This window comes from Streptococcus plurextorum DSM 22810 (genome assembly GCF_000423745.1).
Lineage (GTDB): Bacteria > Bacillota > Bacilli > Lactobacillales > Streptococcaceae > Streptococcus > Streptococcus plurextorum.
In genome coordinates, this window is sequence record NZ_AUIO01000011.1 from 1 (window position 1) to 23,827 (window position 23,827).

The 23,827-nt window shown below is 39.9% G+C and carries 26 protein-coding genes and 1 tRNA gene; 15 read left to right on the top strand and 12 right to left on the bottom strand.

The features are described 5' to 3' along the window. Nucleotides 1-75: 75 nt before the first annotated feature. A tRNA-Cys gene (locus tag G575_RS0108030) sits at nucleotides 76-146 on the bottom strand. Nucleotides 147-345: 199 nt separating this feature from the next. Between G575_RS0108030 and rpsB the strand changes: the two genes are divergently transcribed. Further along, on the top strand, nucleotides 346-1,119 hold the full coding sequence (rpsB, locus tag G575_RS0108035) for a 30S ribosomal protein S2 (RefSeq protein WP_027972276.1): 774 nt from the start codon (nucleotides 346-348) through the stop codon (nucleotides 1,117-1,119). Nucleotides 1,120-1,210: 91 nt separating this feature from the next. Next, nucleotides 1,211-2,251: a translation elongation factor Ts gene (tsf, locus tag G575_RS0108040; protein WP_027972277.1), complete on the top strand. Its 1,041-nt coding sequence runs from the start codon at nucleotides 1,211-1,213 to the stop codon at nucleotides 2,249-2,251. A 288-nt stretch (nucleotides 2,252-2,539) separates the two neighbouring features. Here the strand turns inward: tsf and G575_RS11680 are convergent, their stop codons facing one another. The 5 genes from G575_RS11680 to G575_RS0108065 form a co-directional block, all read right to left on the bottom strand. Next, complete coding sequence (locus G575_RS11680) at nucleotides 2,540-3,106, bottom strand: transposase (protein WP_050571182.1); 567 nt, start codon at nucleotides 3,104-3,106, stop codon at nucleotides 2,540-2,542. 254 nt (nucleotides 3,107-3,360) lie between these two features. Next, complete coding sequence (locus G575_RS11685; RefSeq protein ID WP_083958889.1) at nucleotides 3,361-3,813, bottom strand: hypothetical protein; 453 nt, start codon at nucleotides 3,811-3,813, stop codon at nucleotides 3,361-3,363. Between the two features lie 435 nt (nucleotides 3,814-4,248). Further along, nucleotides 4,249-5,139, bottom strand: a complete 891-nt coding sequence (locus G575_RS0108055) for an SIR2 family NAD-dependent protein deacylase (RefSeq protein WP_024398849.1) — start codon at nucleotides 5,137-5,139, stop codon at nucleotides 4,249-4,251. After that, nucleotides 5,102-5,881, bottom strand: a complete 780-nt coding sequence (locus tag G575_RS0108060; RefSeq protein ID WP_024398850.1) for a protein-ADP-ribose hydrolase — start codon at nucleotides 5,879-5,881, stop codon at nucleotides 5,102-5,104. Before G575_RS0108060 ends, G575_RS0108055 begins: the two co-directional genes overlap by 38 nt. Before the next feature lie 85 nt (nucleotides 5,882-5,966). Beyond that, nucleotides 5,967-6,602, bottom strand: coding sequence for an NAD(P)-dependent oxidoreductase (locus G575_RS0108065; protein WP_024398851.1), 636 nt, complete (start codon nucleotides 6,600-6,602; stop codon nucleotides 5,967-5,969). A gap of 177 nt (nucleotides 6,603-6,779) precedes the next feature. Here G575_RS0108065 and G575_RS0108070 point away from each other — a divergent pair, with 177 nt between their 5' ends. Then, nucleotides 6,780-7,214, top strand: a complete 435-nt coding sequence (locus G575_RS0108070) for an Rrf2 family transcriptional regulator (protein ID WP_024398852.1) — start codon at nucleotides 6,780-6,782, stop codon at nucleotides 7,212-7,214. 2 nt (nucleotides 7,215-7,216) lie between these two features. Here G575_RS0108070 and G575_RS11345 read toward each other — a convergent pair whose 3' ends face one another. Further along, complete coding sequence (locus G575_RS11345; RefSeq protein ID WP_051177010.1) at nucleotides 7,217-8,632, bottom strand: IS1182 family transposase; 1,416 nt, start codon at nucleotides 8,630-8,632, stop codon at nucleotides 7,217-7,219. Nucleotides 8,633-8,854: 222 nt separating this feature from the next. Between G575_RS11345 and G575_RS0108080 the strand changes: the two genes are divergently transcribed. The 8 genes from G575_RS0108080 (at nucleotide 8,855) to G575_RS0108115 (ending at nucleotide 17,914) form a co-directional block, all read left to right on the top strand. Then, nucleotides 8,855-9,697 carry a DUF368 domain-containing protein gene (locus G575_RS0108080; RefSeq protein ID WP_027972279.1) on the top strand — a complete coding sequence of 281 codons (843 nt, stop codon included), beginning with the start codon at nucleotides 8,855-8,857 and terminating at the stop codon, nucleotides 9,695-9,697. Between the two features lie 47 nt (nucleotides 9,698-9,744). Further along, entirely contained in the window at nucleotides 9,745-10,440 is a 696-nt protein-coding gene (locus G575_RS0108085; RefSeq protein ID WP_037622899.1) for a histidine phosphatase family protein, read from the top strand. Nucleotides 10,441-10,564: 124 nt separating this feature from the next. Continuing rightward, entirely contained in the window at nucleotides 10,565-11,602 is a 1,038-nt protein-coding gene (gene hrcA, locus G575_RS0108090) for a heat-inducible transcriptional repressor HrcA (RefSeq protein ID WP_027972281.1), read from the top strand. A gap of 13 nt (nucleotides 11,603-11,615) precedes the next feature. Then, nucleotides 11,616-12,128 (top strand): nucleotide exchange factor GrpE, encoded by a 513-nt coding sequence (grpE, locus tag G575_RS0108095; protein ID WP_002943082.1) that lies wholly within the window; start codon nucleotides 11,616-11,618, stop codon nucleotides 12,126-12,128. Nucleotides 12,129-12,215: 87 nt separating this feature from the next. Then, nucleotides 12,216-14,039 (top strand): molecular chaperone DnaK, encoded by a 1,824-nt coding sequence (dnaK, locus tag G575_RS0108100; RefSeq protein WP_027972282.1) that lies wholly within the window; start codon nucleotides 12,216-12,218, stop codon nucleotides 14,037-14,039. Between the two features lie 253 nt (nucleotides 14,040-14,292). Next, entirely contained in the window at nucleotides 14,293-14,979 is a 687-nt protein-coding gene (locus G575_RS0108105; protein WP_027972283.1) for a type 1 glutamine amidotransferase domain-containing protein, read from the top strand. A gap of 276 nt (nucleotides 14,980-15,255) precedes the next feature. Further along, complete coding sequence (gene dnaJ / locus G575_RS0108110; RefSeq protein ID WP_027972284.1) at nucleotides 15,256-16,389, top strand: molecular chaperone DnaJ; 1,134 nt, start codon at nucleotides 15,256-15,258, stop codon at nucleotides 16,387-16,389. A gap of 76 nt (nucleotides 16,390-16,465) precedes the next feature. Further along, the gene (locus G575_RS0108115) at nucleotides 16,466-17,914 is read left to right on the top strand and encodes an amidase (RefSeq protein ID WP_027972285.1); all 1,449 of its coding nucleotides are present in this window, start codon (nucleotides 16,466-16,468) and stop codon (nucleotides 17,912-17,914) included. A gap of 674 nt (nucleotides 17,915-18,588) precedes the next feature. On the opposite strand, the gene G575_RS0108120 is transcribed toward G575_RS0108115, so the two are convergent. Then, a complete protein-coding gene (locus G575_RS0108120) occupies nucleotides 18,589-18,918 on the bottom strand; it encodes a helix-turn-helix domain-containing protein (RefSeq protein ID WP_027972286.1) in 330 nt (109 codons plus the stop codon). Nucleotides 18,919-19,262: 344 nt separating this feature from the next. On the opposite strand from G575_RS0108120, the gene G575_RS11690 reads away from it, so the two are divergent. The 4 genes from G575_RS11690 (at nucleotide 19,263) to G575_RS0108140 (ending at nucleotide 21,979) form a co-directional block, all read left to right on the top strand. Next, a complete protein-coding gene (locus G575_RS11690; RefSeq protein WP_027972287.1) occupies nucleotides 19,263-19,733 on the top strand; it encodes a hypothetical protein in 471 nt (156 codons plus the stop codon). Nucleotides 19,734-19,816: 83 nt separating this feature from the next. Continuing rightward, nucleotides 19,817-20,101, top strand: coding sequence for a hypothetical protein (locus G575_RS11695; RefSeq protein WP_024406441.1), 285 nt, complete (start codon nucleotides 19,817-19,819; stop codon nucleotides 20,099-20,101). A 321-nt stretch (nucleotides 20,102-20,422) separates the two neighbouring features. Further along, entirely contained in the window at nucleotides 20,423-21,262 is an 840-nt protein-coding gene (locus G575_RS0108135) for a transporter substrate-binding domain-containing protein (protein ID WP_051177012.1), read from the top strand. 45 nt (nucleotides 21,263-21,307) lie between these two features. Beyond that, nucleotides 21,308-21,979 carry an amino acid ABC transporter permease gene (locus tag G575_RS0108140; RefSeq protein WP_027972289.1) on the top strand — a complete coding sequence of 224 codons (672 nt, stop codon included), beginning with the start codon at nucleotides 21,308-21,310 and terminating at the stop codon, nucleotides 21,977-21,979. A 37-nt stretch (nucleotides 21,980-22,016) separates the two neighbouring features. Here the strand turns inward: G575_RS0108140 and G575_RS0108145 are convergent, their stop codons facing one another. From G575_RS0108145 to G575_RS0108160, 4 genes are read right to left on the bottom strand one after another with little or no spacing between them, the layout of a single operon-like run. Then, nucleotides 22,017-22,487, bottom strand: a complete 471-nt coding sequence (locus tag G575_RS0108145) for a hypothetical protein (protein ID WP_027972290.1) — start codon at nucleotides 22,485-22,487, stop codon at nucleotides 22,017-22,019. A gap of 11 nt (nucleotides 22,488-22,498) precedes the next feature. Beyond that, nucleotides 22,499-23,005, bottom strand: a complete 507-nt coding sequence (locus G575_RS0108150; RefSeq protein ID WP_027972291.1) for a DUF2975 domain-containing protein — start codon at nucleotides 23,003-23,005, stop codon at nucleotides 22,499-22,501. A gap of 1 nt (nucleotide 23,006) precedes the next feature. Continuing rightward, nucleotides 23,007-23,222 (bottom strand): helix-turn-helix domain-containing protein, encoded by a 216-nt coding sequence (locus tag G575_RS0108155; RefSeq protein ID WP_024397039.1) that lies wholly within the window; start codon nucleotides 23,220-23,222, stop codon nucleotides 23,007-23,009. 1 nt (nucleotide 23,223) lies between these two features. Beyond that, nucleotides 23,224-23,748, bottom strand: a complete 525-nt coding sequence (locus tag G575_RS0108160; RefSeq protein ID WP_027972292.1) for a hypothetical protein — start codon at nucleotides 23,746-23,748, stop codon at nucleotides 23,224-23,226. Nucleotides 23,749-23,827: the final 79 nt, after the last annotated feature.

Below are 23,827 nucleotides of genomic sequence, written 5' to 3' on the forward strand. Positions count from 1 at the left end.
ACCGAATAAAAAAACCAAAAAGCCCGACTTTACGGGCTTTTTGTTCTGTTAAATCCTGTTAAATCAGGTACTGAAAGGCGGTAGACGGATTTGAACCGACGATCAAGCTTTTGCAGAGCCGTGCCTTACCACTTGGCTATACCGCCATAACAAGAATAATTCTATCGTAAAAAACAGTATCCGTCAAGTGCAAATTTTCTTGCTATTTATGGAAAAGTCTGCTATACTAAGTAAGTTGTCTAACAACAAATACTCATCTTGGATCAATTGTGGTTCTGTTGCCGATAGGTTGAGCTGCGAGTCGACGTCCGAGAGAGGAAAAAAACAAAAAAGGAGAAACTACTCATGGCAGTAATTTCAATGAAACAATTGCTCGAAGCTGGTGTTCACTTTGGTCACCAAACTCGTCGCTGGAACCCTAAGATGGCTAAGTACATCTTCACAGAGCGTAACGGTATCCACGTTATTGACTTGCAACAAACAGTAAAATTGGCTGATCAAGCTTATGATTTTATCCGTGATGCTGCAGCAAACGATGCTATCATCCTCTTTGTAGGTACTAAGAAGCAAGCTGCTGAAGCAGTTGCTGAAGAAGCAGTACGTTCAGGTCAATACTTCATCAACCACCGTTGGTTGGGTGGAACGCTTACAAACTGGGGAACTATCCAAAAACGTATCGCTCGTTTGAAAGAAATCAAAGCAATGGAAGAAAACGGTACTTTTGATGTTCTTCCTAAGAAAGAAGTTGCTCTTCTTAACAAACAACGCGCACGTCTTGAGAAATTCTTGGGCGGTATCGAAGATATGCCACGTATTCCAGATGTGATGTACGTTGTTGACCCACACAAAGAGCAAATCGCAGTTAAAGAAGCTAAAAAACTTGGTATCCCTGTAGTTGCTATGGTAGATACTAACGCAGATCCAGATGATATCGATGTTATCATCCCTGCTAACGATGATGCTATCCGCGCTGTTAAATTGATCACTGCGAAAATGGCAGATGCTGTTATCGAGGGTCGTCAAGGTGAAGATGCGGCAGTTTCATTTGAAGCTGAGACTGTTGAAGTGGCTTCAGCAGAATCACTTGAAGAATTGGTTGAAGTTGTAGAAGGCAAATAAGCTAGTTACACAAAGATAAACTGAAACAACCTAGAGGGGCGGGGCTCAGCCCAGCTCCTCTATTTTTACAAAAAACAAAAGGAGAACAGACATGGCAGAAATTACAGCAGCTCTCGTAAAAGAATTGCGTGAAAAATCAGGTGCTGGCGTTATGGACGCGAAAAAAGCATTGGTTGAAACTGAAGGTGATATCGAAAAAGCGATTGAATTGCTTCGCGAAAAAGGTATGGCTAAGGCAGCTAAGAAAGCTGACCGTGTAGCAGCTGAAGGTTTGACAGGTGTTTACGTTAACGGTAACGTAGCAGCAGTTATTGAAGTGAATGCTGAGACTGACTTCGTAGCGAAAAATGCACAATTCGTTGATTTGGTAAACGAAACAGCTAAAGTCATCGCTGAAGGTAAACCTGCAAACAACGAAGAAGCTCTTGCTTTGACAATGGCAAACGGTGAAACGCTTGAAGCAGCTTACATCAACGCAACAGCTACAATCGGTGAAAAAATTTCATTCCGTCGCTTTGCTCTTATCGAAAAAACAGATGCACAAGTATTTGGTGCATACCAACACAACGGTGGTCGCATCGGCGTTATCTCTGTTATCGAAGGTGGCGACGAAGCGCTTGCTAAACAAGTGTCAATGCATATCGCTGCCATGAAACCAACTGTGCTTTCATACACAGAGCTTGATGAGCAATTCGTCAAAGATGAATTGGCGCAACTTAACCACAAAATTGAGCAAGACAATGAGTCTCGTGCTATGGTTGACAAACCAGCCTTGCCACTTTTGAAATACGGTTCTAAAGCACAATTGACTGACGAAGTGATTGCAGCAGCTGAAGAAGCTATCAAAGCTGAACTTAAAGCAGAAGGCAAACCAGAACAAATCTGGGATAAAATCCTTCCAGGTAAAATGGATCGTTTCTTGCTTGATAACACACAAGTTGACCAAGCTTATACACTTCTTGCACAAGTTTACATCATGGATGACAGCAAAACTGTTGAAGCATACCTTGATTCAGTAAACGCAAAAGCAGTTGCATTTGCACGTTTTGAAGTTGGTGACGGTATCGAAAAAGCAGCAAACGATTTCGAAGCAGAAGTTGCAGCAACTATGGCAGCAGCTTTGAATAACTAATCTAAAAAAATCGAGCCTAGGCTCGATTCAGATTGAAGACAAACATCTCGCTTGATGTTTGTCTTTTTCTGTTTATTGGTCTGATAGTCGGTCTTTTTGCCAGAATAGTGGTTATTTGGACAATATAAAAAGGCTTCCCTGCTCCAATGTCATTAAGTTAACATTCGTCAGTACATCTATACTGTTTACTCTCAAGTATTTTTCTGATGTAATACTTGGGATTTTTGTATTTAGTCAGCACAAAAAAGAGGCTTTCCATCCTTATTTTTTGTATTCATTTATCCGATTTTATGCTATTCTATAAGTGAAATCTACAAGCGTTTGATGACGAACTTCCCTCCTTGCTTGTCTATCAGGTCGAATTGGACAGAGGTAGGATTGGACGTAGATTTCAACTTGCTTGGAAGGTATTTGGTGACGGAAAAATAGACGACAAATATAGCAGGCATCTGAAAAGCTGATTTTATATCTATACTTTGTTCTTCGCTCCCTAATGATGACCTTAGAAGCGGTCATTTTGACGGCATTGTAAAAGGTGAGGCGAGCGAAAATTTCCTGAAGAATTCCTTCCAGCTTTTTAGCGTGAAAACTCACCAGTCCAAGTGCATATTTCAAGTGACGAAAAGTGGTTTCTATGCCCCATCTACGGGTATAGAGGCTTTTTATATAGTCTACAGGTTTATCACAATTGGTCACGAGGGTCTCATACTTATTTGGAGCTATTTGAAACCGAATCATGCGAAAAGAAAGGGGGGAAAACTCTGTTTCAGCTCCCCTTTCCCATTCTTTAGGAAGAAAATCAAAGGTTTGATTGCTGGGAATAAACTTGTATTGATTCTTAGAACCTGTATTCACAGTTCAGCACTTCCATCTAAGGCTAGTTTTTCAGCTACTCATCGTTAGTTTTTTTCAAAATACAGTCAGTATTCCCTCAAAAAACTGCCTTGATTAGCGAAAAACTATCTCTTATATACAAGTACTTCACTTGTGAATACAGGTTCTAAGATTCATACCCCCTATCGGCCACAATGAGTGCTTGTTCGAAAGAGAGAATTCTCCATCATTTCAATCAGAGCCTGCCGTTCATCAACATCTCGTCTCTCTTGAACCTAGGCATCGCAATAGAGCTCACTTTCCAAATCAAATAGTGCATCTAAGTGAAGGAGATTATAGGCTTTTCCACCTAATTTTGAAGGAAAATGAGAGGCTGTGTCCTCAGGAATGACTGGAATATGGATATCTAATCCATCTACAGCCAGAATAGTGAGTTCTGTTTTTGGAAGAATAGCCTGCGTAAAGTTTTTGAAGAGCTTTTTAAAGGCTTGGTGCTTAATTTTATACTGATTTTGGACAAAAGCTGCCTTTGAAATGGGGAAGTCTTGATTGATAAGTTCTTTTGATAGTGTTTGACCGCCCATGTTTAGTATAGCGGAAACCATTTGTTGGAAGGAACATTTTCTGGAACGGGTAAAGTCTTTATCTGGTTGGACGATATAAGAAGAACTGTCGGATGAGAGTTGTGAGATGAAAGACTCTAGGATTGTTTGAATAGACTGAACCATGGGAAAACTCCTTTTTAATTTTAGACTATTAATTTATTGAAAAATAAAAAGACCCTATCCAATAAAAATTGGAGTAGGATCCTTAACTTAATGATATTGGCGAGACCTCTCTTTTTTAGCAATCAGATTTCTGAAGCACCGAACCTAGACGTATTGGAACATCTGTTGCTCATGATTATTTGGTTTTTCATGCTCTATCTTTGTTTTCGTTGTTACCAAAAGAGATGGTTTCATACTGTTTTTTGGTGGCTTCAATTTATACAGATTGTCTCCCTCTATACTTGGTATATTATGGCTGATTTTTGTTTCGGGTAATATTCTGGGAAAAGTGATGGTATTTTATTACAATAAAATCATATACTATAAACCGAAAAAATTCTCAAACAAAAAAACTAAAGAGCTTGGGGCTAGGACTAGTTTTGTCCCAAACTCTTTTTAGTTTACATAATTACTTATAGATTTTGATTCTATTCTTTGGCGAATTTCTTGTAGATTTTTACCAATATCACCATTAAGCTGTATTAATTGCTTTGAAAGTTCATCAGGATATGTAAACGTTTCTTGATTTAATGTAATAAACGTTGCTTGGGGATTAGTATAGGTCATTTGCAAAAAAGGATATTTAATGATACCTGGTGTATTCATGCCTACACCAAGTTCTAAATAAATGATTGCTTTTTTGCTATTTTCTTCCAAAAATTCGCTATACCTTTTTTGAGCTTTATGCCATCCTTCATCTTCAACAAAACGATTATCTATCCTTAGATTATTCGTCATAGGAGCACCACACCTAGGACAAGTTGGTATAAGATTAGAAGAGATTTTCATTTCCATTTCAGATTCAACCATCTGATAAATCAACTCTTTGTTGTCATAGTTGGTATAATGACAAGGAACCGAACATTGCATTAAACCATAATCCCCTTGTGTATAAAAAAGCCTTTTTTTATCAAATCCCGCTTTTTGTACTTGATGATCGACATTCGTTGATAAAATAAAATAATCCTTATGTTTAACAATGTCTAATAAATCGATATAGGGTTGACCAACTGGTGCTTCATAGCGATTAATAAAAATATGACGACTCCACCATGCCCAATATTCTTCCTTTGTAGCAAAAGGATAAAAGCCACCAGAATACATGTCTTCGATACCATACTTTTCTTTAAAATCAGAAAAATAGTGTTCAAAACGTTCACCATAATAAGTCAGACCTGCAGAGGCTGATAATCCTGCGCCAATACCAATGAGAACAGCATCTGCTTTTTCTAATTTTTTTACGATGTCATTAATTTGCTCCGAGTAATCTTTTGTAGATTTTTTCATCTTCTTCTTTAAAAACATTGAATACCACCTTCATCTTGCTATCTGTCTCTTTTAAATATTCTTGAACAGTTGCTACTGCCAGTTCTGCTGCTCTCTCATGTGGAAAATGAAATTCTCCTGTTGAAATACAGCAAAATGCTAAACTGTTTAAACCATTAGCATCTGCTAATTCTAAACAAGAGCGATAACTACTCATTAAATCTTTTTCATGATGAGATCGTAATCCACCATCAACAATAGGCCCAACTGTATGTAAAACAGATTGACTCGGCAAATTATAAGCAGGGGTTATCTTCGCCTCACCCGTCTTTTCTAAGTGTCCTTGCTCTTTCATCTGCCGATAACATTCCTGCCGTAATTGAACACCTGCAAAAGTATGAATAGCATTATCAATACACTTGTGATTCGGATAAAAACAACCCAAAAGTTGGCTATTAGCAGCATTAACAATGCCATCTACTTTTAAGGTCGTAATATCACCTCTCCATAGGTATAATTGACCAGAACTCGGAGTCAAATCAGTCAATTTTGTGACTGTTTTTTGTGTTAACTCTTCTTGAAGGTAGGCATTTTGAATATCTAAAAACTCAGCCGACACAGTTTCTGGTGGGCGAACGTTAACCAAAGCTCGTAAAAGTACTTTTTGCTGTTCAACTTCATCAGGGATTACTATACCTGCATATTCTGCTTTTTCTGATAAGAGTATCTTTATTAAATACAATCGCCTTTGTTCTTGGTTCATTATTCCCTCCTTAATTAATTGTTAAAGCGAGACTGAGAAAATCTCAATCTCGCTTTTTATTATCAAAGTACTCTGCTTTTATTGATTATTTACGAACGATACTGATACGTTCTTGGATGTGGTTCCCTTTTTCGATTTCGTCTGCAAAAGCAAGAGCGTAATCAGCATAACTAAGGATACTTTCACCCCGTTCATTTAATGTGAATTGATCACCTGCAAGAATATATTGACCTGTACGCTCACCTTCGGCTTGGAAGTCTGCAGCTGGGCTGACAAATGTCCATTTGACATCATTGCGTTTGCGAAGAACATCAAGTGCATCCGTTTGTGCTTTAGCAAGTGCATAGTATTCTTTCGGAAAATCTGGAGTATCTACCAATTGAACGGTTAGCTCTGGATCAACATATAAGCTACCTGCACCACCGACAACTACAAAACGAGCATCTGAATTAGCCATGATATCTGATAAGTGATTAATCACTTCAACATGCAGATGAAGAGTTTCAGGAGCCCAAGTACCAAATGCGCTAACGACAACTTCAAAATCAGCTACATCTTCCTTTGTGATGGCAAATAAGTCTTTTTGAATATATGTTTGCGCTTTTGAAGCGTTTGTTTCTTCACGACTAAAACCTGTAACATCGTATCCACGACCTACAAGCTCTTCGATGATTAAACGAGCAACACGACCATTTGAACTAATTACTGCAACTTTTGACATTATTTTTTCCTCCAAAAATGTTTTTACAGGTTGTAAATGATTTTATTACAACTGATGAATAAAGTATAACAGCTTCCAGATGTAATGTCAACAGTTATAACCCAAAAAGTTGAAATTTTTTTATTACAACAAAACATGGTATAATGAGTATGGAAAAAAATAATAAAAGGAAACAAAATGTCATATTCTACACGATTAGCTACTTCAGTTCATATCCTATTAGCCATCCATCATTTTGAAAACAGCGAGAAGGTAACGTCTACATTTCTTGCTGACAGTATTCAAACGAACCCTGTAATTGTCCGCAATTTATTAGGAAAATTACAAAAATCTGGACTTGTGAAAGTGGAAGCTGGAGTAGGTGGAGCGCATTTAACGAAAAAGCCAGAGGAACTTACTCTCTGGGATATTTTTTTAGCTGTTGAGGATCCTCATAAAACTATTTTGAAACCACATGATGATACCAATCCAAATTGTGAAGTTGGGCGTGTTGTTCATTCTGTTCTTGATCCCCGTCTAAATGAGATTCACACCCAATTTCTACAATCATTAAAGGCAATTAATTTAGCTTCTCTCATCACAGATATGGACGATAAAATAGCACAAAACTAGCCCTAAACTCTTTTTCTGTTTATTGGTCTGATAGTCCGTCTTTTTGCCAGAATAGTGGCTATTTGGACAACATAAAAAGGCTTCCCTGCCCTCATTTTTACCAATTTCTTTAGATTTAAACACGCCAAAGTCAGTCCAACTTTATCTTCCATTTTGGACTTGCCTTTCTCTCTTGTATAACGGAGATTGTGGTACTCTTTGGCTGTCCCAAAGAGGCGCTCAATGGTTTCTTTCCGTTTCTGGTAAAGCTCCTTCATACCTTTCCTGTGCCGAATCTCTTCACAGGTCTCTAAAGCATCTTTCCAAACATGTCGAGTTACCACTTTCTGCTTGTTCTTGCTTTCTGTACAAATGGATAAGAGTGGACAAGTAGCACAGATAGCTGGATCACTCTTATATTCCCGATAGCCTTCTCTGGTGGTTGTGCGATAGTTTAAGACCTGATTCTCAGGGCAGATATAACAGTCATAGTATTCATCATAGACAAAATCCTTCGAGCGTAGTTTCCCTTTCTTTCCTTTCGGTCGTGTATACGGAAAGACTGGAGTAATCTCTTGTTCTAGGAGGAAGCGAGCGATACTTGGGGTCTTATAGCCAGAATCGGCAACGAGAAAGCTAGGCTGAAAGGGTTGGAGTTTAGCGAAGAGTACAGGAAAGGCCTGGCTGTCATGGACATTGCCAGCCTCCACGCTATAAGCCAGAGCCCAACCATGCTTGTCACAAGCAACCTGAGCTGTATAAGCAAATACTTCCTTATGGTCCCCTTTATGAAACCAGCCACTTTCAGGGTCAGTTGTAGAAATTTTCTTAGCGATGGGTCCCTCCTCTTTTGCGGGCCCTAGCGGCTTTTTTGCATGCTTTTCTCTATCCCTGTTAATTTCAATCTCTAGCTGGTCACTCATAAACTTGGCTTGCTTTTCAATTTCACGATTGATGAATTTACGATTATTCGCCGTAGCCTTGATATGGGTACCGTCAATGAAAATTTCTGTTGGATCTATGAAGCCTGCATTGACGCAGAGACCTAAGATATGGGTGAAAATGCCTTCAATAACTTGTCTATCTTGAAAACGACGGACATAGTTCTTTCCGTAGGTAGTGAAATGAGGCACCTTATCATCCAGTCGAAGACCAAGAAACCAACGGTAGGCAGTGTTGACTTCGATTTCCTTAATGGTTTGACGCATGGAACGAATGCCGAAGAGACACTGAAGGATTGGAATTTTAATGAGCAGAATAGGGTCAAGACTAGGACGCCCTGTATCATCGCTATAGCTATCTGCGACTAAGTCATAGATAAAGGAGAAGTCAATAGCTTCCTCTATTTGACGAAGGAGATGATCTTGAGGAACAAGGTCATCTAAACTGTAGAAACCAAATTGACCGCGATTGTAGTCTGGATTTTCTTTGTGTAACATAGCGATTCTCCCTCTGCTTATTAGCTAGTATTCCTATCTCTATTATACTACTTTACATATGAAAAAGCCGTTAGAAATATAATTCTAACGACTTTGTCTTCATTCTGAATCGAGCCTAGGCTCGATTTTTTGGTACTGTACCAGTTATAGATGGGTCAAGAGTTATCCTTTATCATATTTAATGGTATAATAAAGTATTATTGAATATTTTAGGAGAAATGTATGTCATCTTGGGTATCTAGAATTATAAAAGGAATGGTGATAGCGCTTGGTTTTATTTTACCAGGTGTATCAGGAGGAGTGTTAGCAGCGATTTTAGGCATTTATGAACGCTTGATTGGTTTTTTAGCTAATATTCGTCAGAATTTCAAGGAAAATGTGCTTTACTTCATTCCTGTTGGAATTGGTGGGATATTAGGAATTGCTCTTTTCTCTTTTCCGGTTGAATACCTTTTACAACATTTTCAAGTTGTGACCCTCTGGTGCTTTGCAGGAGCCATTATCGGAACGATTCCTAGCTTGCTCAAGGAATCAACGCAAAAAAGCCGTCGAGATGTCGTTGATTGGGTTTGGTTGTTAGGGGCATTTCTTGTGTCTGCTTTCTTGCTCTATAATCTCAATAGTTTAGTCGGCACTCTTCCTGCTAATTTCCTGAGTTTTGTCTTAGCGGGAGCTTTAATTGCTTTGGGGGTATTGGTTCCTGGACTTAGCCCGTCGAATCTGCTGTTAATTTTAGGCATCTATACGCCGATGCTTAATGGCTTTAAATCTTTAGATCTTTTTGGGACGTTTTTACCGATTGCTATTGGTGGCCTATTAGCTATGGTGGCTTTTTCAAAGGCCATGGCCTATGCGCTCAAAGTTTATCATTCACGTGTCTACCATTTTATCATTGGAGTCGTTTTGTCATCGACCCTGCTGATTTTAATACCACAAGCTGACAATAACGAAGCTATTTCCTATGTAGGAGCTGGCTTAGGGACTTGGATTTTGGCGATCCTTTTCTTTGGCTTGGGAACCTGGCTGGGGCTTTGGATGAGTAAGCTTGAGGAAAAGTATAAATAGTATAATAGAGGTTATTTGTTTAGAGTAGGAAGTGTTGGAGGATTGTCATGACAACGCGATTGTTTATTGCAAGACATGGAAAGACCATGTTTAATACGATTGGTCGAGCTCAGGGGTGGTCGGATACCCCGTTGACAGAGGCTGGAGCGGAAGGTATTCGAGAGCTTGGTATCGGTCTTCGTGAAGCAGGAATTGATTTTAAGGTGGCTTATACCAGTGATTTGGGGAGGACTATTCTCACTTTAGATATCATTCTAGAAGAGATGGGGTTACAGGGGCTTCCTCATACCCGAGATAAACGGATTCGTGAGTGGTGTTTCGGTAGTATGGATGGAGGGTTTGATGTGGATCTCTTCCAAGGGATTTTACCCCGTATTTTTGATCGCCCCTTAGCAGAACTTTCTTATCAAGAAATGGCAGAAGGTATCTATGAAGCAGATACTGCCGATTGGGCAGAGACTTGGGAAGCTTTAAGTGGTCGTATTCTAGACGGTTTTACCAGCATTGCTAAGCAGGTTGAAGCGTTAGGTGGCGGAGATGTGCTTGTGGTGAGTCATGGCATGACTATTGGTACCTTTCTTTCTCTCATTGACCCAAGCTATCAAAAAAACACCTATATTGCCAATGGTAGTGTGACGCAAGTTTCTTTTCGTGATGGTCAATTTACCATTGATAAGATAGGAGAACTTTCTTATCGGGAAAATGGCAGAGCGATATTAGATGCCTCATCTAATCAGTCTTAAGATGTATTTTTAGCACTCTTTAAAAAAGAGTGCTAATTTTCTTGACAAGACAAAAATTTCGCGTATAATAGACTTATAAAGTTTAGCACTCAAACGGAAAGAGTGCTAAGAGGAGGTGGCCCTCGTGATTACAGATCGTCAAAATGATATCTTAAATTTAATTATTGAGATGTTCACAAAGACACAAGAGCCCGTGGGATCTAAGGCTTTACAGGAACTTATTTCTTCTAGCTCAGCGACTATTCGTAATGATATGGCAAAGCTTGAAAAGTTAGGTTTTCTCGAAAAAGCTCACACCTCAAGTGGGCGTCTTCCTAGTCGAGCAGGCTTTCAGTATTTTGTGGAACATTCTCTCAAGATGGATAGCATTGATGAGCAGGATGTTTATCAGGTGATTAAGGCCTTTGATTTTGAAGCCTTTCGCTTAGAAGATATTCTGGCAGCCGCTGGACGATTGTTGGCACAGATGACAGGCTACACCGCTGTTGTTCAAGATGTTGAACCAACTCGGCAACGCTTGACAAAATTTGACATTGTGAAGCTCTCTAATCACGATGCCCTTGCGGTATTGACTTTGGATGAATCAAAACCAGTCACAGTGCAGTTTGCCATACCCAAGAATTTTTTGGTGAGTGATTTGGAAGCCTTTAAATCTCTGGTTGATGAACGCTTTGTCAATCAGTCAGTGCTTGACATTCACTATAAACTGAGGACTGAAGTGCCACAGGTGGTGCAGAAGTATTTTAAGACGATGGACAATGTTCTAGACCTTTTTGATTATATTTTTAGTCAACTTTTTAGGGAGACGGTCTTTATCGCAGGTAAGGTAGATGCCTTGAGGTATGCAGATGTTGCTACCTATCACTTTTTTGATAATGAGCAAAATGTAGCTTTAGAACTACGCTCTGCGATTGCTGATGATCAAGTGACAAAAGTCATGTTGGCAGAAAGTAAGGAGCCTGCCCTATCAGAATTGACGGTCATCAGTCACCACTTTTTAATCCCTTATCGAGGTTTGGCGCTGATGAGCTTAATTGGACCGATTGAAATGGATTATCGTCGAAATGTTAGTCTAATTAATATCATTAGCCGAGTCATGGTTGCTAAGCTGACAGACTACTATCGCTATCTCAATAGCAACCACTATGAAGTAAATAGATAAATGAGGTGAAATTTTGTCAGAAGAAATCAAAAACGAAGAAATCGTAGAAGAGGTTGAAGCAACAGAAGAAGTTGTGGAGACACCTGAAAAATCAGAATTGGATTTGGCAAATGAGCGGGCAGAGGAATTTGAAAACAAGTACCTCCGTGCCCACGCTGAAATGCAAAATATTCAACGTCGTGCCAACGAAGAACGCCAGACTATTCAACGCTACCGTTCGCAAGACTTGGCTAAGAAAATCTTGCCGAGCTTGGATAACTTGGAACGTGCCCTTCAAGTCGAAGGCTTGACAGAAGATGTCAAAAAAGGCTTGGAAATGGTACAGGAAAGCTTGATCCAAGCCCTCAAAGAAGAAGGGGTGGAAGAAGTCGCAACCGATGTCTTTGACCCAAATCTTCATATGGCCATTCAAACAGTTCCAGCCACAGACGACTGCCCAGCAGAACACATTGCACAAGTCTTCCAAAAAGGCTACAAGTTGCATGAACGTCTGTTGAGACCGGCTATGGTGGTCGTATCAGAGTAGTCGCTCTGCTATTTTCCAAAAAAGAAACCTGACCGAAATGTCGTTAAACTACTTGAAAAGAAAGTAAATTAAAAAGAGGTAACACACATGTCTAAAATTATCGGTATTGACTTAGGTACAACAAACTCAGCAGTTGCAGTTCTTGAAGGAACTGAATCAAAAATCATCGCAAACCCAGAAGGAAACCGCACAACTCCGTCTGTTGTGTCTTTCAAAAATGGTGAAATCATCGTTGGTGACGCTGCAAAACGCCAAGCGGTAACCAACCCAGATACCATCATCTCTATCAAATCAAAAATGGGAACTTCTGAAAAAGTTTCAGCAAACGGTAAAGAATACACACCACAAGAAATCTCAGCTATGATCCTTCAATACTTGAAAGGCTACGCTGAAGAATACCTTGGTGAAAAAGTAACCAAAGCAGTTATCACTGTTCCTGCTTACTTCAACGATGCCCAACGTCAAGCAACCAAAGACGCTGGTAAAATCGCTGGTCTTGAAGTAGAACGTATCGTCAACGAGCCAACTGCAGCAGCACTTGCTTACGGTTTGGACAAGACTGACAAAGACGAGAAAATCTTGGTATTCGACCTTGGTGGTGGTACATTTGACGTATCCATTCTTGAGCTTGGTGACGGTGTCTTTGACGTACTTGCAACAGCAGGTGATAACAAGCTCGGTGGTGACGACTTTGACCAAAAGATTATCGACCACATGGTAGCAGAATTCAAGAAAGAAAATGGCATCGACTTGTCAGCTGACAAGATGGCCCTTCAACGTTTGAAAGATGCGGCTGAAAAAGCGAAAAAAGACCTTTCTGGTGTAACATCAACTCAAATCAGCTTGCCGTTCATCACTGCAGGTGCAGCAGGTCCGCTTCACTTGGAAATGACATTGACTCGTGCGAAATTTGACGAATTGACTTACGACCTTGTAGAACGTACAAAAATTCCTGTTCGTCAAGCCCTGTCAGATGCAGGTCTTAGCTTGTCAGAAATTGATGAAGTTATCCTTGTCGGTGGTTCAACTCGTATCCCAGCCGTTGTAGAAGCTGTTAAGGCTGAAACTGGTAAAGAGCCAAACAAATCTGTAAACCCTGACGAAGTCGTTGCTATGGGTGCGGCTATCCAAGGTGGTGTCATCACTGGTGATGTCAAAGATGTTGTCCTCCTTGACGTAACACCATTATCACTTGGTATCGAAACAATGGGTGGCGTCTTTACAAAACTCATCGACCGCAACACAACTATCCCAACTTCTAAATCACAGGTCTTCTCAACTGCGGCAGATAACCAGCCAGCTGTTGACATCCACGTGCTTCAAGGTGAGCGTCCAATGGCAGCAGACAACAAAACTCTTGGTCGCTTCCAATTGACAGACATCCCTGCAGCACCTCGTGGTATTCCACAAATCGAAGTAACATTCGACATCGACAAGAACGGTATCGTTTCTGTAAAAGCTAAAGACCTTGGTACGCAAAAAGAGCAAACAATCGTTATCCAGTCTAACTCAGGTTTGACTGACGAAGAAATCGACCGCATGATGAAAGATGCAGAAGCAAACGCTGAAGCAGATAAGAAACGTAAGGAAGAAGTTGACCTTCGTAACGATGTGGACCAAGCAATCTTTGCGACTGAGAAAACTCTGAAAGAAACTGAAGGCAAAGGCTTCGACGCAGAACGTGACCAAGCTCAAGCAGCTCTTGATGAGTTGAAAGCAGCTCAAGAAGCTAACAACTTGGACGACATGAAGGTTAAACTTGACAACCTCAACGAAAAAGCCCAAGCCCTTGCAGTGAAACTCTACGAGCAAGCCGCAGCAGCACAACAAGCAGCCGCAGGCCAAGAGGGTGCACAAACTGCTGACAACGCAGGCGATGATGTGGTGGATGGCGAGTTTACGGAGAAGTAAAAACGTTCGGGGAGTGAAAGAGTCTGGGAATAGACTCTTTCAGCTAGCCTGCGAGCCAGAAATGAGAAACGAGCAGTTGGTCCTGTGGACTATTTTAGCCCGTGAGCTTGAAAACTAGAAGCTAACGGTTACGGTTATTAGATTGAACTCAGTTCTCATCTTTCCGAGAATAGAAATCATTATTAAATCAAGATTCCAATCACAGAGGTTGTCACCCAGCCTCTGTTTTTGGGTAAAGAAGAGACGAGGTTAAATGAATACGAAGAAAATACTGGTCGTTTTGACGAATGTATCTCAATACAAAAATGATGAAGAAAAAACAGGTTTATGGCTGGCAGAAGCGACAGAATTTGTAGATGAAGTTACCAAAGCAGGATTTGAAGTGGATTATGTCAGTCCAAAAGGAGGAAGTGTTCCAATCGATCCTCGTAGCTTGAAAAGTATCTATGTTTCCAAAGAAGATTTACAACTATCTGAAAGCGCTGATTTTAAGGAGCGTGCCTTGCTATATTCTCTTAAACCAGAAGATGTTCAACCTGAGGACTATATCGCTATTTACTATACAGGCGGACACGGTGTGATTTGGGACTTTCCAAACAACACAGCACTACAAGAAATTGCCTATTCTATCTATGAACAAGGTGGTTTCATTTCCTCAGTTTGTCACGGTGTTGCAGGTTTGTTAAATATTCGTGATAGGGATGGCCGTTATCTTATTGCTGGTAAGAAGATAACAGGTTTCACCAAATGGGAAGAAATTCTTAGTGGAAAACTGAAAAAGGTTCCCTTTATCACAGAAACTGAGGTCAACAAACGTGGGGCTGATTTTCAAAAGAAACTTCCCTACACTTCATTTGCCCTACAAGATGGTCGCTTTGTGACGGGGCAAAATCCAATGTCAGGTAGGGCAGTAGCCAAACGCTTGTTGAGTAACTTCTAGCGAGGACTGGAATGCCTGTATTTGACTTCTAAAATTTTACAGAAAGGAAAGTGTTCTTAACTGAACACGGGCTACTTTCTAATTTTCAAAGAAAGGAATACAAGTTCGGTAATTCGAACACAGTCGTTTATATGTAGTATTCTTGCATGACTATTTTGGTGTAACTGAATACGCCTACGACTCTTTGAAAAAAGATAAACTTTACCTAGATGCGAGGCATCGTCGGACAGTTTCCTATTTTTCTTTGAGTCGCTTAACGGCTTAATATCTTACATTATGAACAATACTGAATTTTACGATCGTCTGGGGGTTTCTAAGGATGCCTCTCAGGACGAGATAAAAAAAGCCTATCGGAAGTTGTCCAAGAAGTACCACCCCGACATCAACAAGGAGGCTGGTGCAGAGGACAAGTACAAGGAAGTCCAAGAGGCTTATGAGACCTTGAGTGATCCGCAAAAACGGGCTGCCTATGACCAGTATGGTCCTGCTGGAGCAAATGGAGGCTTCGGTGGAGGTGGCTTCGATGGTTTTGGGGGTGCTGGTGGCTTTGGAGGTTTCGAAGACATCTTTTCCTCCTTCTTTGGCGGAGGTGGTATGCGTAACCCTAACGCTCCTCGTCAGGGGGATGATCTCCAGTACCGTGTCAATTTGACGTTTGAAGAAGCTATTTTTGGTACTGAAAAAGAGGTTAGCTACACGCGTGAATCCTCATGTGGTACTTGTGCAGGAACAGGGGCTAAGCCAGGAACTAGTCCGGTCACCTGTGGTCGATGTCATGGTCAAGGGGTTATCAATGTTGATACACAAACACCACTTGGCATGATGCGTCGTCAAGTGACCTGTGATGTCTGCCACGGTCGTGGTAAAGAAATCAAGGATCCATGTACGACTTGTCGTGGAACAGGACATGAAAACCGCAGTCACAAGGTTTCAGTGAAGATTCCTGCTGGCGTAGAGACTGGTCAGCAAATTCGCTTGCAAGGACAAGGAGAAGCTGGATTTAATGGTGGTCCATATGGCGATCTCTTTGTTATTATCAATGTTGCTAAGAGTGATAAGTTTGAGCGTAATGGCTCGACCATTTACTACACGATGAACATTTCTTTTGTGCAAGCAGCTTTAGGCGATACTGTAGATATTCCTACTGTTCATGGTCCAGTAGAGATGGCCATTCCAGCAGGTACCCAGACAGGTAAGACATTCCGTTTACGTGGCAAAGGCGCTCCGCAATTACGTGGCAATGGTCAGGGCGATCAGCATGTAACGGTCAATATTGTGACGCCAACCAAGCTGAATGAAGCTCAAAAAGAAGCGCTCAAGGCTTTTGCTGCGGCAAGTGGAGAAAAAGAAGTTCATCCTAAGAAGAGAGGTTTTTTTGACAAGGTCAAAGATGCCTTTGAAGAGATTTAAGCAAAACAGCAAGAACTATCTTGCTGTTTTTGATGTTTCATGATACTCTATTGGAAAGAAGAAGACGAGGTATATGATGAAGTGGAAGGATGCTAGCCAACAAGCTCTTGCGGTTAAAGAAAAGATGGTCTCTGCAAAGGAATTAGTTCTAGAGAGCATTGAACGTATTGAATCTTTAAATCCTAAAATCAACGCAGTGGTATCCACCCAATTTGAAGAGGCGCTTGCTAAGGCAGAGTCGCTAAAAAACAGCGAGGCGCCTTTTGCTGGTGTGCCGCTTTTGTTAAAGGATTTAGGGCAAAATCAAGCTGGTCAACTGTCAACTGCAGGTTCAAAGCTTTTTAAGGACTATAGAGCTCATCATACAGATAATTTCACGCGCACGATGGAAGCGCTAGGTTTTATTATCATCGGTCGGACAAATACGCCTGAATTTGGCTTTAAAAACATTTCGGATAGTCGGTTACATGGTTCGGTCAATTTACCTAAAGACCTGACGCGTAATGCAGGTGGCTCTTCGGGAGGTACAGCGGCAGCGGTATCTTCAGGTATGGTTCAGCTAGCTGGGGCCTCTGACGGTGGTGGCTCTATTCGGATTCCGGCCTCATTTAACGGTTTAATTGGACTTAAGCCTAGCCGTGGTCGTATACCGGTCGGTCCTTTTTCCTACCGTGGTTGGCAAGGGGCTTCCAGTCATTTTGCACTAACTAAGTCAATTCGAGACACTCGAAAGCTTCTTTGGGGCATGCAGGTTTGCCAGTTGGAAAGTCCTTTTCCGCTACCGACCCTCACTCAAGCTCAGCTTTTTGGGGACATAGCAGAGCCTTTAACCATTGCTTATAGCCTAGCATCTCCGATTGGGACAGAAATATCTTCTGAAGCAAAGCAAGCGGTATTAGATATGGTTGATAAGCTGACTAGCCTTGGGCATCAATTGATTCCGCTTGATCGACATGTTCTAGATGGTATTGAGGTTATGAAATCCTATTACCTCATGAATAGTGTGGAAACCGCGCAGATGTTTGATGAAATTGAAAACTCATTAGGAAGACCTATGGACATGAATGACATGGAAATCATGACTTGGGCTATTTATCAGAGTGGTCAAAAGATTCCTGCCAAACATTATTCTAAGGTCTTACAGGATTGGGATCGCTATAGTGCTACTATGGCAACATTTCACAAGACTCATGACCTGCTTTTGACACCTACTGTGGCAAGCACAGCTCCTAAGCATGGTCAGTTTGAGATAACAGGAGACTTACGGAGCCGCTTAGAAAATATGGCAGACTTTTCAATGCAGGACCAACAAGATTTAATCTGGGAAATGTTTGCAGACAGTTTAGCTTGGACGCCCTTTACACAATTACAAAATTTAAGTGGTCAGCCGGCTATTAGTCTTCCGACTTTTGAGACTGTTGATGGTTTACCGATCGGGGTGCAATTTGCTGCTGCGAAAGGGCGCGAAGACCTTCTCTTAGCTCTTGCCAATCAGTTAGAAAAAGAAGGTTTGCTTTTCATGTAAGCGCATGAAATTTTCGGTTCAATTTTTTGAAAGTAATGGTCTCAAATAAGAAACCATATTTACACTACAGAAATGTTGATACAAAGCCTTTTCCAAGAAATTGGAGAGGGCTTTTTTCGTGCGTGATTGCCATTGGTTTACATACTCATGAATTGAGCAAAATTCTGTGCTGTTTGTTCTTTTGCTTGTTCTGTTACATGAGCGTAAATATTCATAAATGCTAATCTTGTAACTGAACTTAATGACGAATTGGTCTACCATGTTACAGATTTTCATGAGCAGAATTATATAGATAAACGTAGATATAATCGTTCTATTTATACTGACATATTAGATGAAATGGGGATTATATAGTTTGAAGAATATGAAGATAAATTTGAAATAGAATTGACAGGTCATCTGCATGGGAATAACCTGTCCAGTTTAAGTAAGTATAAACCAAATAAAAACAACCCAAAATAGAATAACTATATAGGGGTGTGTTTCAATATTGTTGAAAACTTAATAGTAATTGTAGTTTGTGGTTCTTTCTTCACTAATATCAGTATATATACTAGGTAATTATGTCTCAACGTTCCATTAATACAAGCCCCATATACTTCAATAATTTTTGTAGGTTGCAAGGCACAACTATTATCAAAAATACCACTTGTTAAAAAATCAAGTGGTATTTTCTATTCTTTAAGTAAATCAATAATCGCTTGAATCTTTTTCTCTTGTTTGTCTTTGGGGAGATTTGATAGAGCTACAAGTAACTCATCAATTAAGTTAGAGTTGGCTTGAATGTCAAACTTAAAAAACTCACTATAAGTTACTCCTAAAGCTATTAGAAGTTGTTCTAGTGTTTCTAAGCGAGCTGTATGCCTGTAGTTCTCTAATTTATTCACATATTTAATATCAAGACTTGCTATTTCTGACAATGCTTCTTGAGTTAAGCCTTTTTCTTTTCTCAAAAATCTAATTCTTTCAACGACAAACTGAGATAAGGTGTTATTACTATCCATTTATTATTCCTCTTTATGTCAAAGGATAACACTTATCAGAAAAGAGACAAACCTATATTTTTAGAACTATTTAACAATAACGTTCTAAAAACAGAATATTTCTGTTATAATGTATTTTATAGAGAAACATTATTAGCCTAAAGAATAAAAATTAAGAATCGTTTTGAATCTATATGTGCGTTCAATTGTCAAAAACAGATATGTATTATTCTACAATGTAAATTCGTTCTTCTTGTAAAGTGGAGAAAAATGATGAAACTATATTTAAAATTATTAAGAATAAAGATAGCAACAGTACAAAAATAAAAGTGATATTATTAAATATTTTTACGAGGAGAAACATAATGAAAAAGTTAACAAAAATTACACTGCTTTCAACTGCACTACTTACTATTTTAGTTGGCTGTGGCAGTAAATCTAGTGAAAAAACAACTGCAAGTTCTGAAACAGTTGAAACAACTCAATCATCATCAGAAGAGAAAGTACAGGCTGAGACTGTCTCATTTTTTGCTCCAGGTCAATATAAAGAAGGCACAGATATTAAACCTGGGTCATATTACATAGTTTTGACTGATTTGGAACATTCGTCAAGTGATACAGAGAAAAATGCATACGTTAGTGTTTATGTTAAGGATTCAAAAGGCGAAACTAAATTTAATGAGAGTTTTATAAGGGAAATTGGTAAACCATATCGTATTACAATTGAAGAAGGTGATATACTAGCTTTTGGTGACAACTATTCTCCGAGTGGTTGGAATGTCTCATTCTTTACAGATGAAGATTACAAGGAGTACCAATCATCTGAAAAAAAGTAACGGAAGCTAGTACACAAACGTCTACTAGCTCTACAACAACTAATTCTAGCACTACAACTGAAATCTCAATTTCTCCAGATGATTTGCTCACTAAAGCAAATTTTGGAGGACTAAAAGATGGAGAAATCTATAAATTTACTGCACAACCAATTTGGCAAGACCTCTGGGGAATGAATGCAGATAATACAAAGTATTTGATTTACGTAAAGGCATTTAACCAAGATAGTGGAAAAGAAGATGACCTAATGTTATATGCTTCTGAAAGTATTGCAAATAAAATAAAATCTTCGAGTAGCGTGACTTTTACTGTTAAAGTTAGTAACGTAGCTACAACAGGTGGAGACTTAACAGTTTCTAGTGCTGAATAATAAAATACACTCCCAACAGAATCAGACTGTAGGGAGTGTTCTAGCATATGTGACATTTCTTTTATATACCGACAAGACTTATATTTTTGATTGCCAAAATGATTGCCATTTAGTCAAATTGATGATTATTGATGACAAATATTTAACAGTGAATTTAGCTATATAGCAACGATTGATACTTGATGAAAATTGACAATATACGGACAGATAATAGTATGACCCTCCTATGGTAAAGTATTCTTGTTAGTTTGTGAAAACCAACAAGAATAGGAGAAAAATACGTTGAAAAAGATTGTAACATCCATTATTTTGCTTTTTACCATGCTATTAGCAGCCTGTTCAAATAGCTCAAGTACGAGCTCTTCTTCTGCTGAGCAGACAGAGTGGGAGCGTATTGAAGCGGCGGGTGTCTTGAAAGTAGCGACACCGGGAACCCTTTTCCCAACTTCTTACTATAACGACAACAATGAATTGGTCGGTTATGAAATCGAGATGATGAACGAGATTGGGAAGCGTTTGGATTTGGAAATTGAATACCAAGAAATCGGCGTTGCAGAAGCATTTACAGCAGTAGATAGCGGTAAGGTAGATGTTGCTGTAAATAACTTTGACACAACAGCAGAGCGTTTGAAAAAATACAACTTCTCAATTCCTTACAAGTACTCAGTTGGTGGTTACATTGTCCGTGAAGACGGCTCGTCTGGCTTAGAAGCAGCAGACCTCAGCGACTGGGAAGGTAAGAAAGCTGGTGGTGGTGCAGGTACTCAGTACATGAAGATTGCTACAAAATTGGGTGCTGAGCCAGTCATTTACGACAACGTTACAAATGATGTTTACCTCCGTGACGTATCGACAGGTCGTACAGACTTCATTCCGAATGACTACTATACACAAGTTATGGCGATTGCTTGGGTGAAATCAAACTTCCCTGATATCAAAGTAAAAATGGGTGACGCTAAGTACAACCCAACTGAACAAGGAATTGTCATGAGCAAGGCTGATACGAGCTTGAAAGAGAAATTGGACCAAGTTATCAATGAAATGAAAGAAGACGGAACGCTTCTTGCCATTTCAGAGAAATACTATGGCGGTCAAGATTTGACGCAGCCAATCGAGGGAGCAGAAGATCTTCCAGTGATTGACACATCGGATGTAGAATAAAGAAAAGCCCTAACGGGCTTTTCCTGTAGTAATAAGGAGAATAGGATGAATATCAACTGGCAGGCTGTTTTTAATGCGGAAATAGCAAGAGAGGCCATACCGAAAATTTTGGAAGGCTTGCCCTATACCCTGGCCCTGTCCTTGATTGGCTTTGCCTTGGGGACCTTTTGTGGTTTCTTTGTGGCCTTGATGCGAATGTCCAAACTGGCTCCACTTCGCTGGTTGGCCATGACCCACATTTCACTCATGCGGGGGATTCCGCTCATGGTCTTGCTCTTTTTCATCTATTTTGGACTTCCTTTTATGGGAATTGAGCTGGATGCCATTACGGCTTCAATTATTGCCTTTACTTCCATGTCCAGTGCTTACATTTCCGAAATCATTCGCTCCTCCCTATCTGCTATTGACAGAGGGCAGTGGGAGGCGGCACGGTCTTTGGGACTGAAAACACCGGTGATCTACCGTCGGATTATCATTCCCCAAGCCTTTCGGATTGCCCTTCCTCCGCTGAGCAATGTTCTCTTGGATATGGTCAAGAGCACGTCTTTGACCGCTATGATTACGGTACCAGAGATTTTCAACAAGGCCAAGATTGTCGGCGGAGCCAAGTCAGACTACATGACAGTTTATATCTGCGTAGCCTTGATTTACTGGGGCATCTGTACCCTCTACGCCTTGGGTCAGCTCAAGCTGGAAAAACGCCTGGCGACTTATTAAAAAAATTCCTCGGTTCTTTTGAATCGAGGAATTTTTGCTAGTTTGGATAGAACACAAGAATAGCGGAAGTGGAAGAGGATTTGGTGTATTCAAAATCTTCCATATCTTGCACGGATAGGCTTTGAACAGTGAAGTAGGTTTGATTTTTGTAGCGGATATTAAAATCACTGCTACTACCAGCATCGATAGGTGAGAAGCTCTTTTCATTCAGAGTAAACTCTTCTTTTGAGAGTTTCTCGAGATTTTCTTTTGTTACCATTAAATAGACCTTGCCAGAGAAAAGAGACTCAAGAGAGAACTCTCCTTTGGATGCTGTGATTTCAACAATTTGCTGAAAGCTCTCAATCTTAGCCAGACTTTCATCTGTTTTTAGAGCTTTTTCTGTTTCAATGGAAGCTGCTGTTAGCTCGTTTTGCATTTCTTTATTAACTTCTGAAGTGACAGAGTGACAAGCACTTAGGCAAGGTATCATCATGCAGAGTGCAATAAGGGGAATATACTTTTTCATCATGGGCTCCTTTAGATAATTTCATCATTTTCAGCTTGTAAAAGGACACCTTTTTCCAATACCATTTTTGCTAGTAATGCAATAATAATCAGCACACCATTTATGAAATAGTCACTAAGTGAAAAATCATATAAATCACTTACATTCTCTAAATCTAGGTAAGATAGGAAAAAAGCACTTGCAAATTGTATGCTAGTCCATACAATCAGAGTTCCTAAAATTATTTTTGTATAGACTACATTTTCATTTGAGAAAATAGTACCTTTCTGAAAGTTGGTGATCAATTTTTTGAGTATGGTAGCTAGGTAGATGAAGCAAACTACCAATACGATACTTATGATTAGAATGATAAAAATGATAGGCAAGGGGACAGTTAGTTGTAGGCTATTTTGAATAGGTTTCCCGCCTATAAGTAGAATAAGAAGTGCCAGAATTATCAATCCTGTTAAGGCAATCAATCCATAACGAATAAACGTTAGCAATTGTATGACGATGTTGAAAAATATCTTTTTGTTCATGCTATTCTCCCTCATTCACATATTCCAAAATATCTCCTGGTTGGCAGTCTAGGATTCGGCAGATGCTCATCAGGGTATTAAAACGAATGCCTTTGGCCTTGCCTGTTTTGAGAATAGACAGGTTGGCCTCGGTAATGCCGACTTGCTCTGCCAGGTCCTTGGAAGTCATTTGTCGGTCCTTGAGGACCTTGTCTAAGTTTACGCGAATCATTTCCATATCAGATAAACTCGCTATTCTCGGTTGCTAGTTGTTGTCCTTTTTGGACTAAGGTCCAGACAAAATAAGTCAGGAAGATAAAGAGAGCATTGAGGATAAAATCTGACCAACGCAGATTGAGGAAGTTGTTTGGGCCGGTAGCATTTGTCAGGGCAATCAAGCTGGTTAGGCCGAATTGACCAGCCGTCAAGACCAACAAACTGATGAAGAGTTTTTGATACAGTTCCAAACTAGCTGAAACGAAGTAATCTTCTTCCAGAAATAACTTGCATAACTTTTGAAGCAAGTGGGCAATGTGACTGAGTGCTGTCAAGACGATTAAGATCAATCCACTTGTTAAAAGGATGAGCCAGATACCAATCTGGTCAATGGGTTTGTTAAAGGTGTATTCCCAAGAGTCTATCGCAAAGGAGTCGCCTCCAAGGCCTGCTAATGTGAAAAAGACATAGCAAGCAATCGTGAAATAGAAGAAAAAGCGAACACAGCCAGCAACCAATCCTGCTGTTTTGAGTAGATTGGTTTTCATAGTAAACCTCCAATTATTATTGTTTTATGATAATATTATCTGTAAAATTATTATAAAACAATAATTTTTAAAATGCAAG

Bases quoted from the DNA above. Each gene is read 5' to 3' on its own strand.
- rpsB (WP_027972276.1), top strand. From the start codon at position 346: ATGGCAGTAATTTCAATGAAACAATTGCTCGAAGCTGGTGTTCACTTT.
- tsf (WP_027972277.1), top strand. From the start codon at position 1,211: ATGGCAGAAATTACAGCAGCTCTCGTAAAAGAATTGCGTGAAAAATCA.
- G575_RS11685 (WP_083958889.1), bottom strand. From the start codon at position 3,813: ATGGTTCAGTCTATTCAAACAATCCTAGAGTCTTTCATCTCACAACTC.
- G575_RS0108055 (WP_024398849.1), bottom strand. From the start codon at position 5,139: ATGAAAAAATCTACAAAAGATTACTCGGAGCAAATTAATGACATCGTA.
- G575_RS0108060 (WP_024398850.1), bottom strand. From the start codon at position 5,881: ATGAACCAAGAACAAAGGCGATTGTATTTAATAAAGATACTCTTATCA.
- G575_RS0108065 (WP_024398851.1), bottom strand. From the start codon at position 6,602: ATGTCAAAAGTTGCAGTAATTAGTTCAAATGGTCGTGTTGCTCGTTTA.
- G575_RS0108070 (WP_024398852.1), top strand. From the start codon at position 6,780: ATGTCATATTCTACACGATTAGCTACTTCAGTTCATATCCTATTAGCC.
- G575_RS11345 (WP_051177010.1), bottom strand. From the start codon at position 8,632: ATGTTACACAAAGAAAATCCAGACTACAATCGCGGTCAATTTGGTTTC.
- G575_RS0108080 (WP_027972279.1), top strand. From the start codon at position 8,855: ATGTCATCTTGGGTATCTAGAATTATAAAAGGAATGGTGATAGCGCTT.
- G575_RS0108085 (WP_037622899.1), top strand. From the start codon at position 9,745: ATGACAACGCGATTGTTTATTGCAAGACATGGAAAGACCATGTTTAAT.
- dnaK (WP_027972282.1), top strand. From the start codon at position 12,216: ATGTCTAAAATTATCGGTATTGACTTAGGTACAACAAACTCAGCAGTT.
- G575_RS0108105 (WP_027972283.1), top strand. From the start codon at position 14,293: ATGAATACGAAGAAAATACTGGTCGTTTTGACGAATGTATCTCAATAC.
- dnaJ (WP_027972284.1), top strand. From the start codon at position 15,256: ATGAACAATACTGAATTTTACGATCGTCTGGGGGTTTCTAAGGATGCC.
- G575_RS0108115 (WP_027972285.1), top strand. From the start codon at position 16,466: ATGAAGTGGAAGGATGCTAGCCAACAAGCTCTTGCGGTTAAAGAAAAG.
- G575_RS0108120 (WP_027972286.1), bottom strand. From the start codon at position 18,918: ATGGATAGTAATAACACCTTATCTCAGTTTGTCGTTGAAAGAATTAGA.
- G575_RS11690 (WP_027972287.1), top strand. From the start codon at position 19,263: ATGAAAAAGTTAACAAAAATTACACTGCTTTCAACTGCACTACTTACT.
- G575_RS0108135 (WP_051177012.1), top strand. From the start codon at position 20,423: ATGCTATTAGCAGCCTGTTCAAATAGCTCAAGTACGAGCTCTTCTTCT.
- G575_RS0108140 (WP_027972289.1), top strand. From the start codon at position 21,308: ATGAATATCAACTGGCAGGCTGTTTTTAATGCGGAAATAGCAAGAGAG.
- G575_RS0108145 (WP_027972290.1), bottom strand. From the start codon at position 22,487: ATGAAAAAGTATATTCCCCTTATTGCACTCTGCATGATGATACCTTGC.
- G575_RS0108150 (WP_027972291.1), bottom strand. From the start codon at position 23,005: ATGAACAAAAAGATATTTTTCAACATCGTCATACAATTGCTAACGTTT.
- G575_RS0108155 (WP_024397039.1), bottom strand. From the start codon at position 23,222: ATGGAAATGATTCGCGTAAACTTAGACAAGGTCCTCAAGGACCGACAA.
- G575_RS0108160 (WP_027972292.1), bottom strand. From the start codon at position 23,748: ATGAAAACCAATCTACTCAAAACAGCAGGATTGGTTGCTGGCTGTGTT.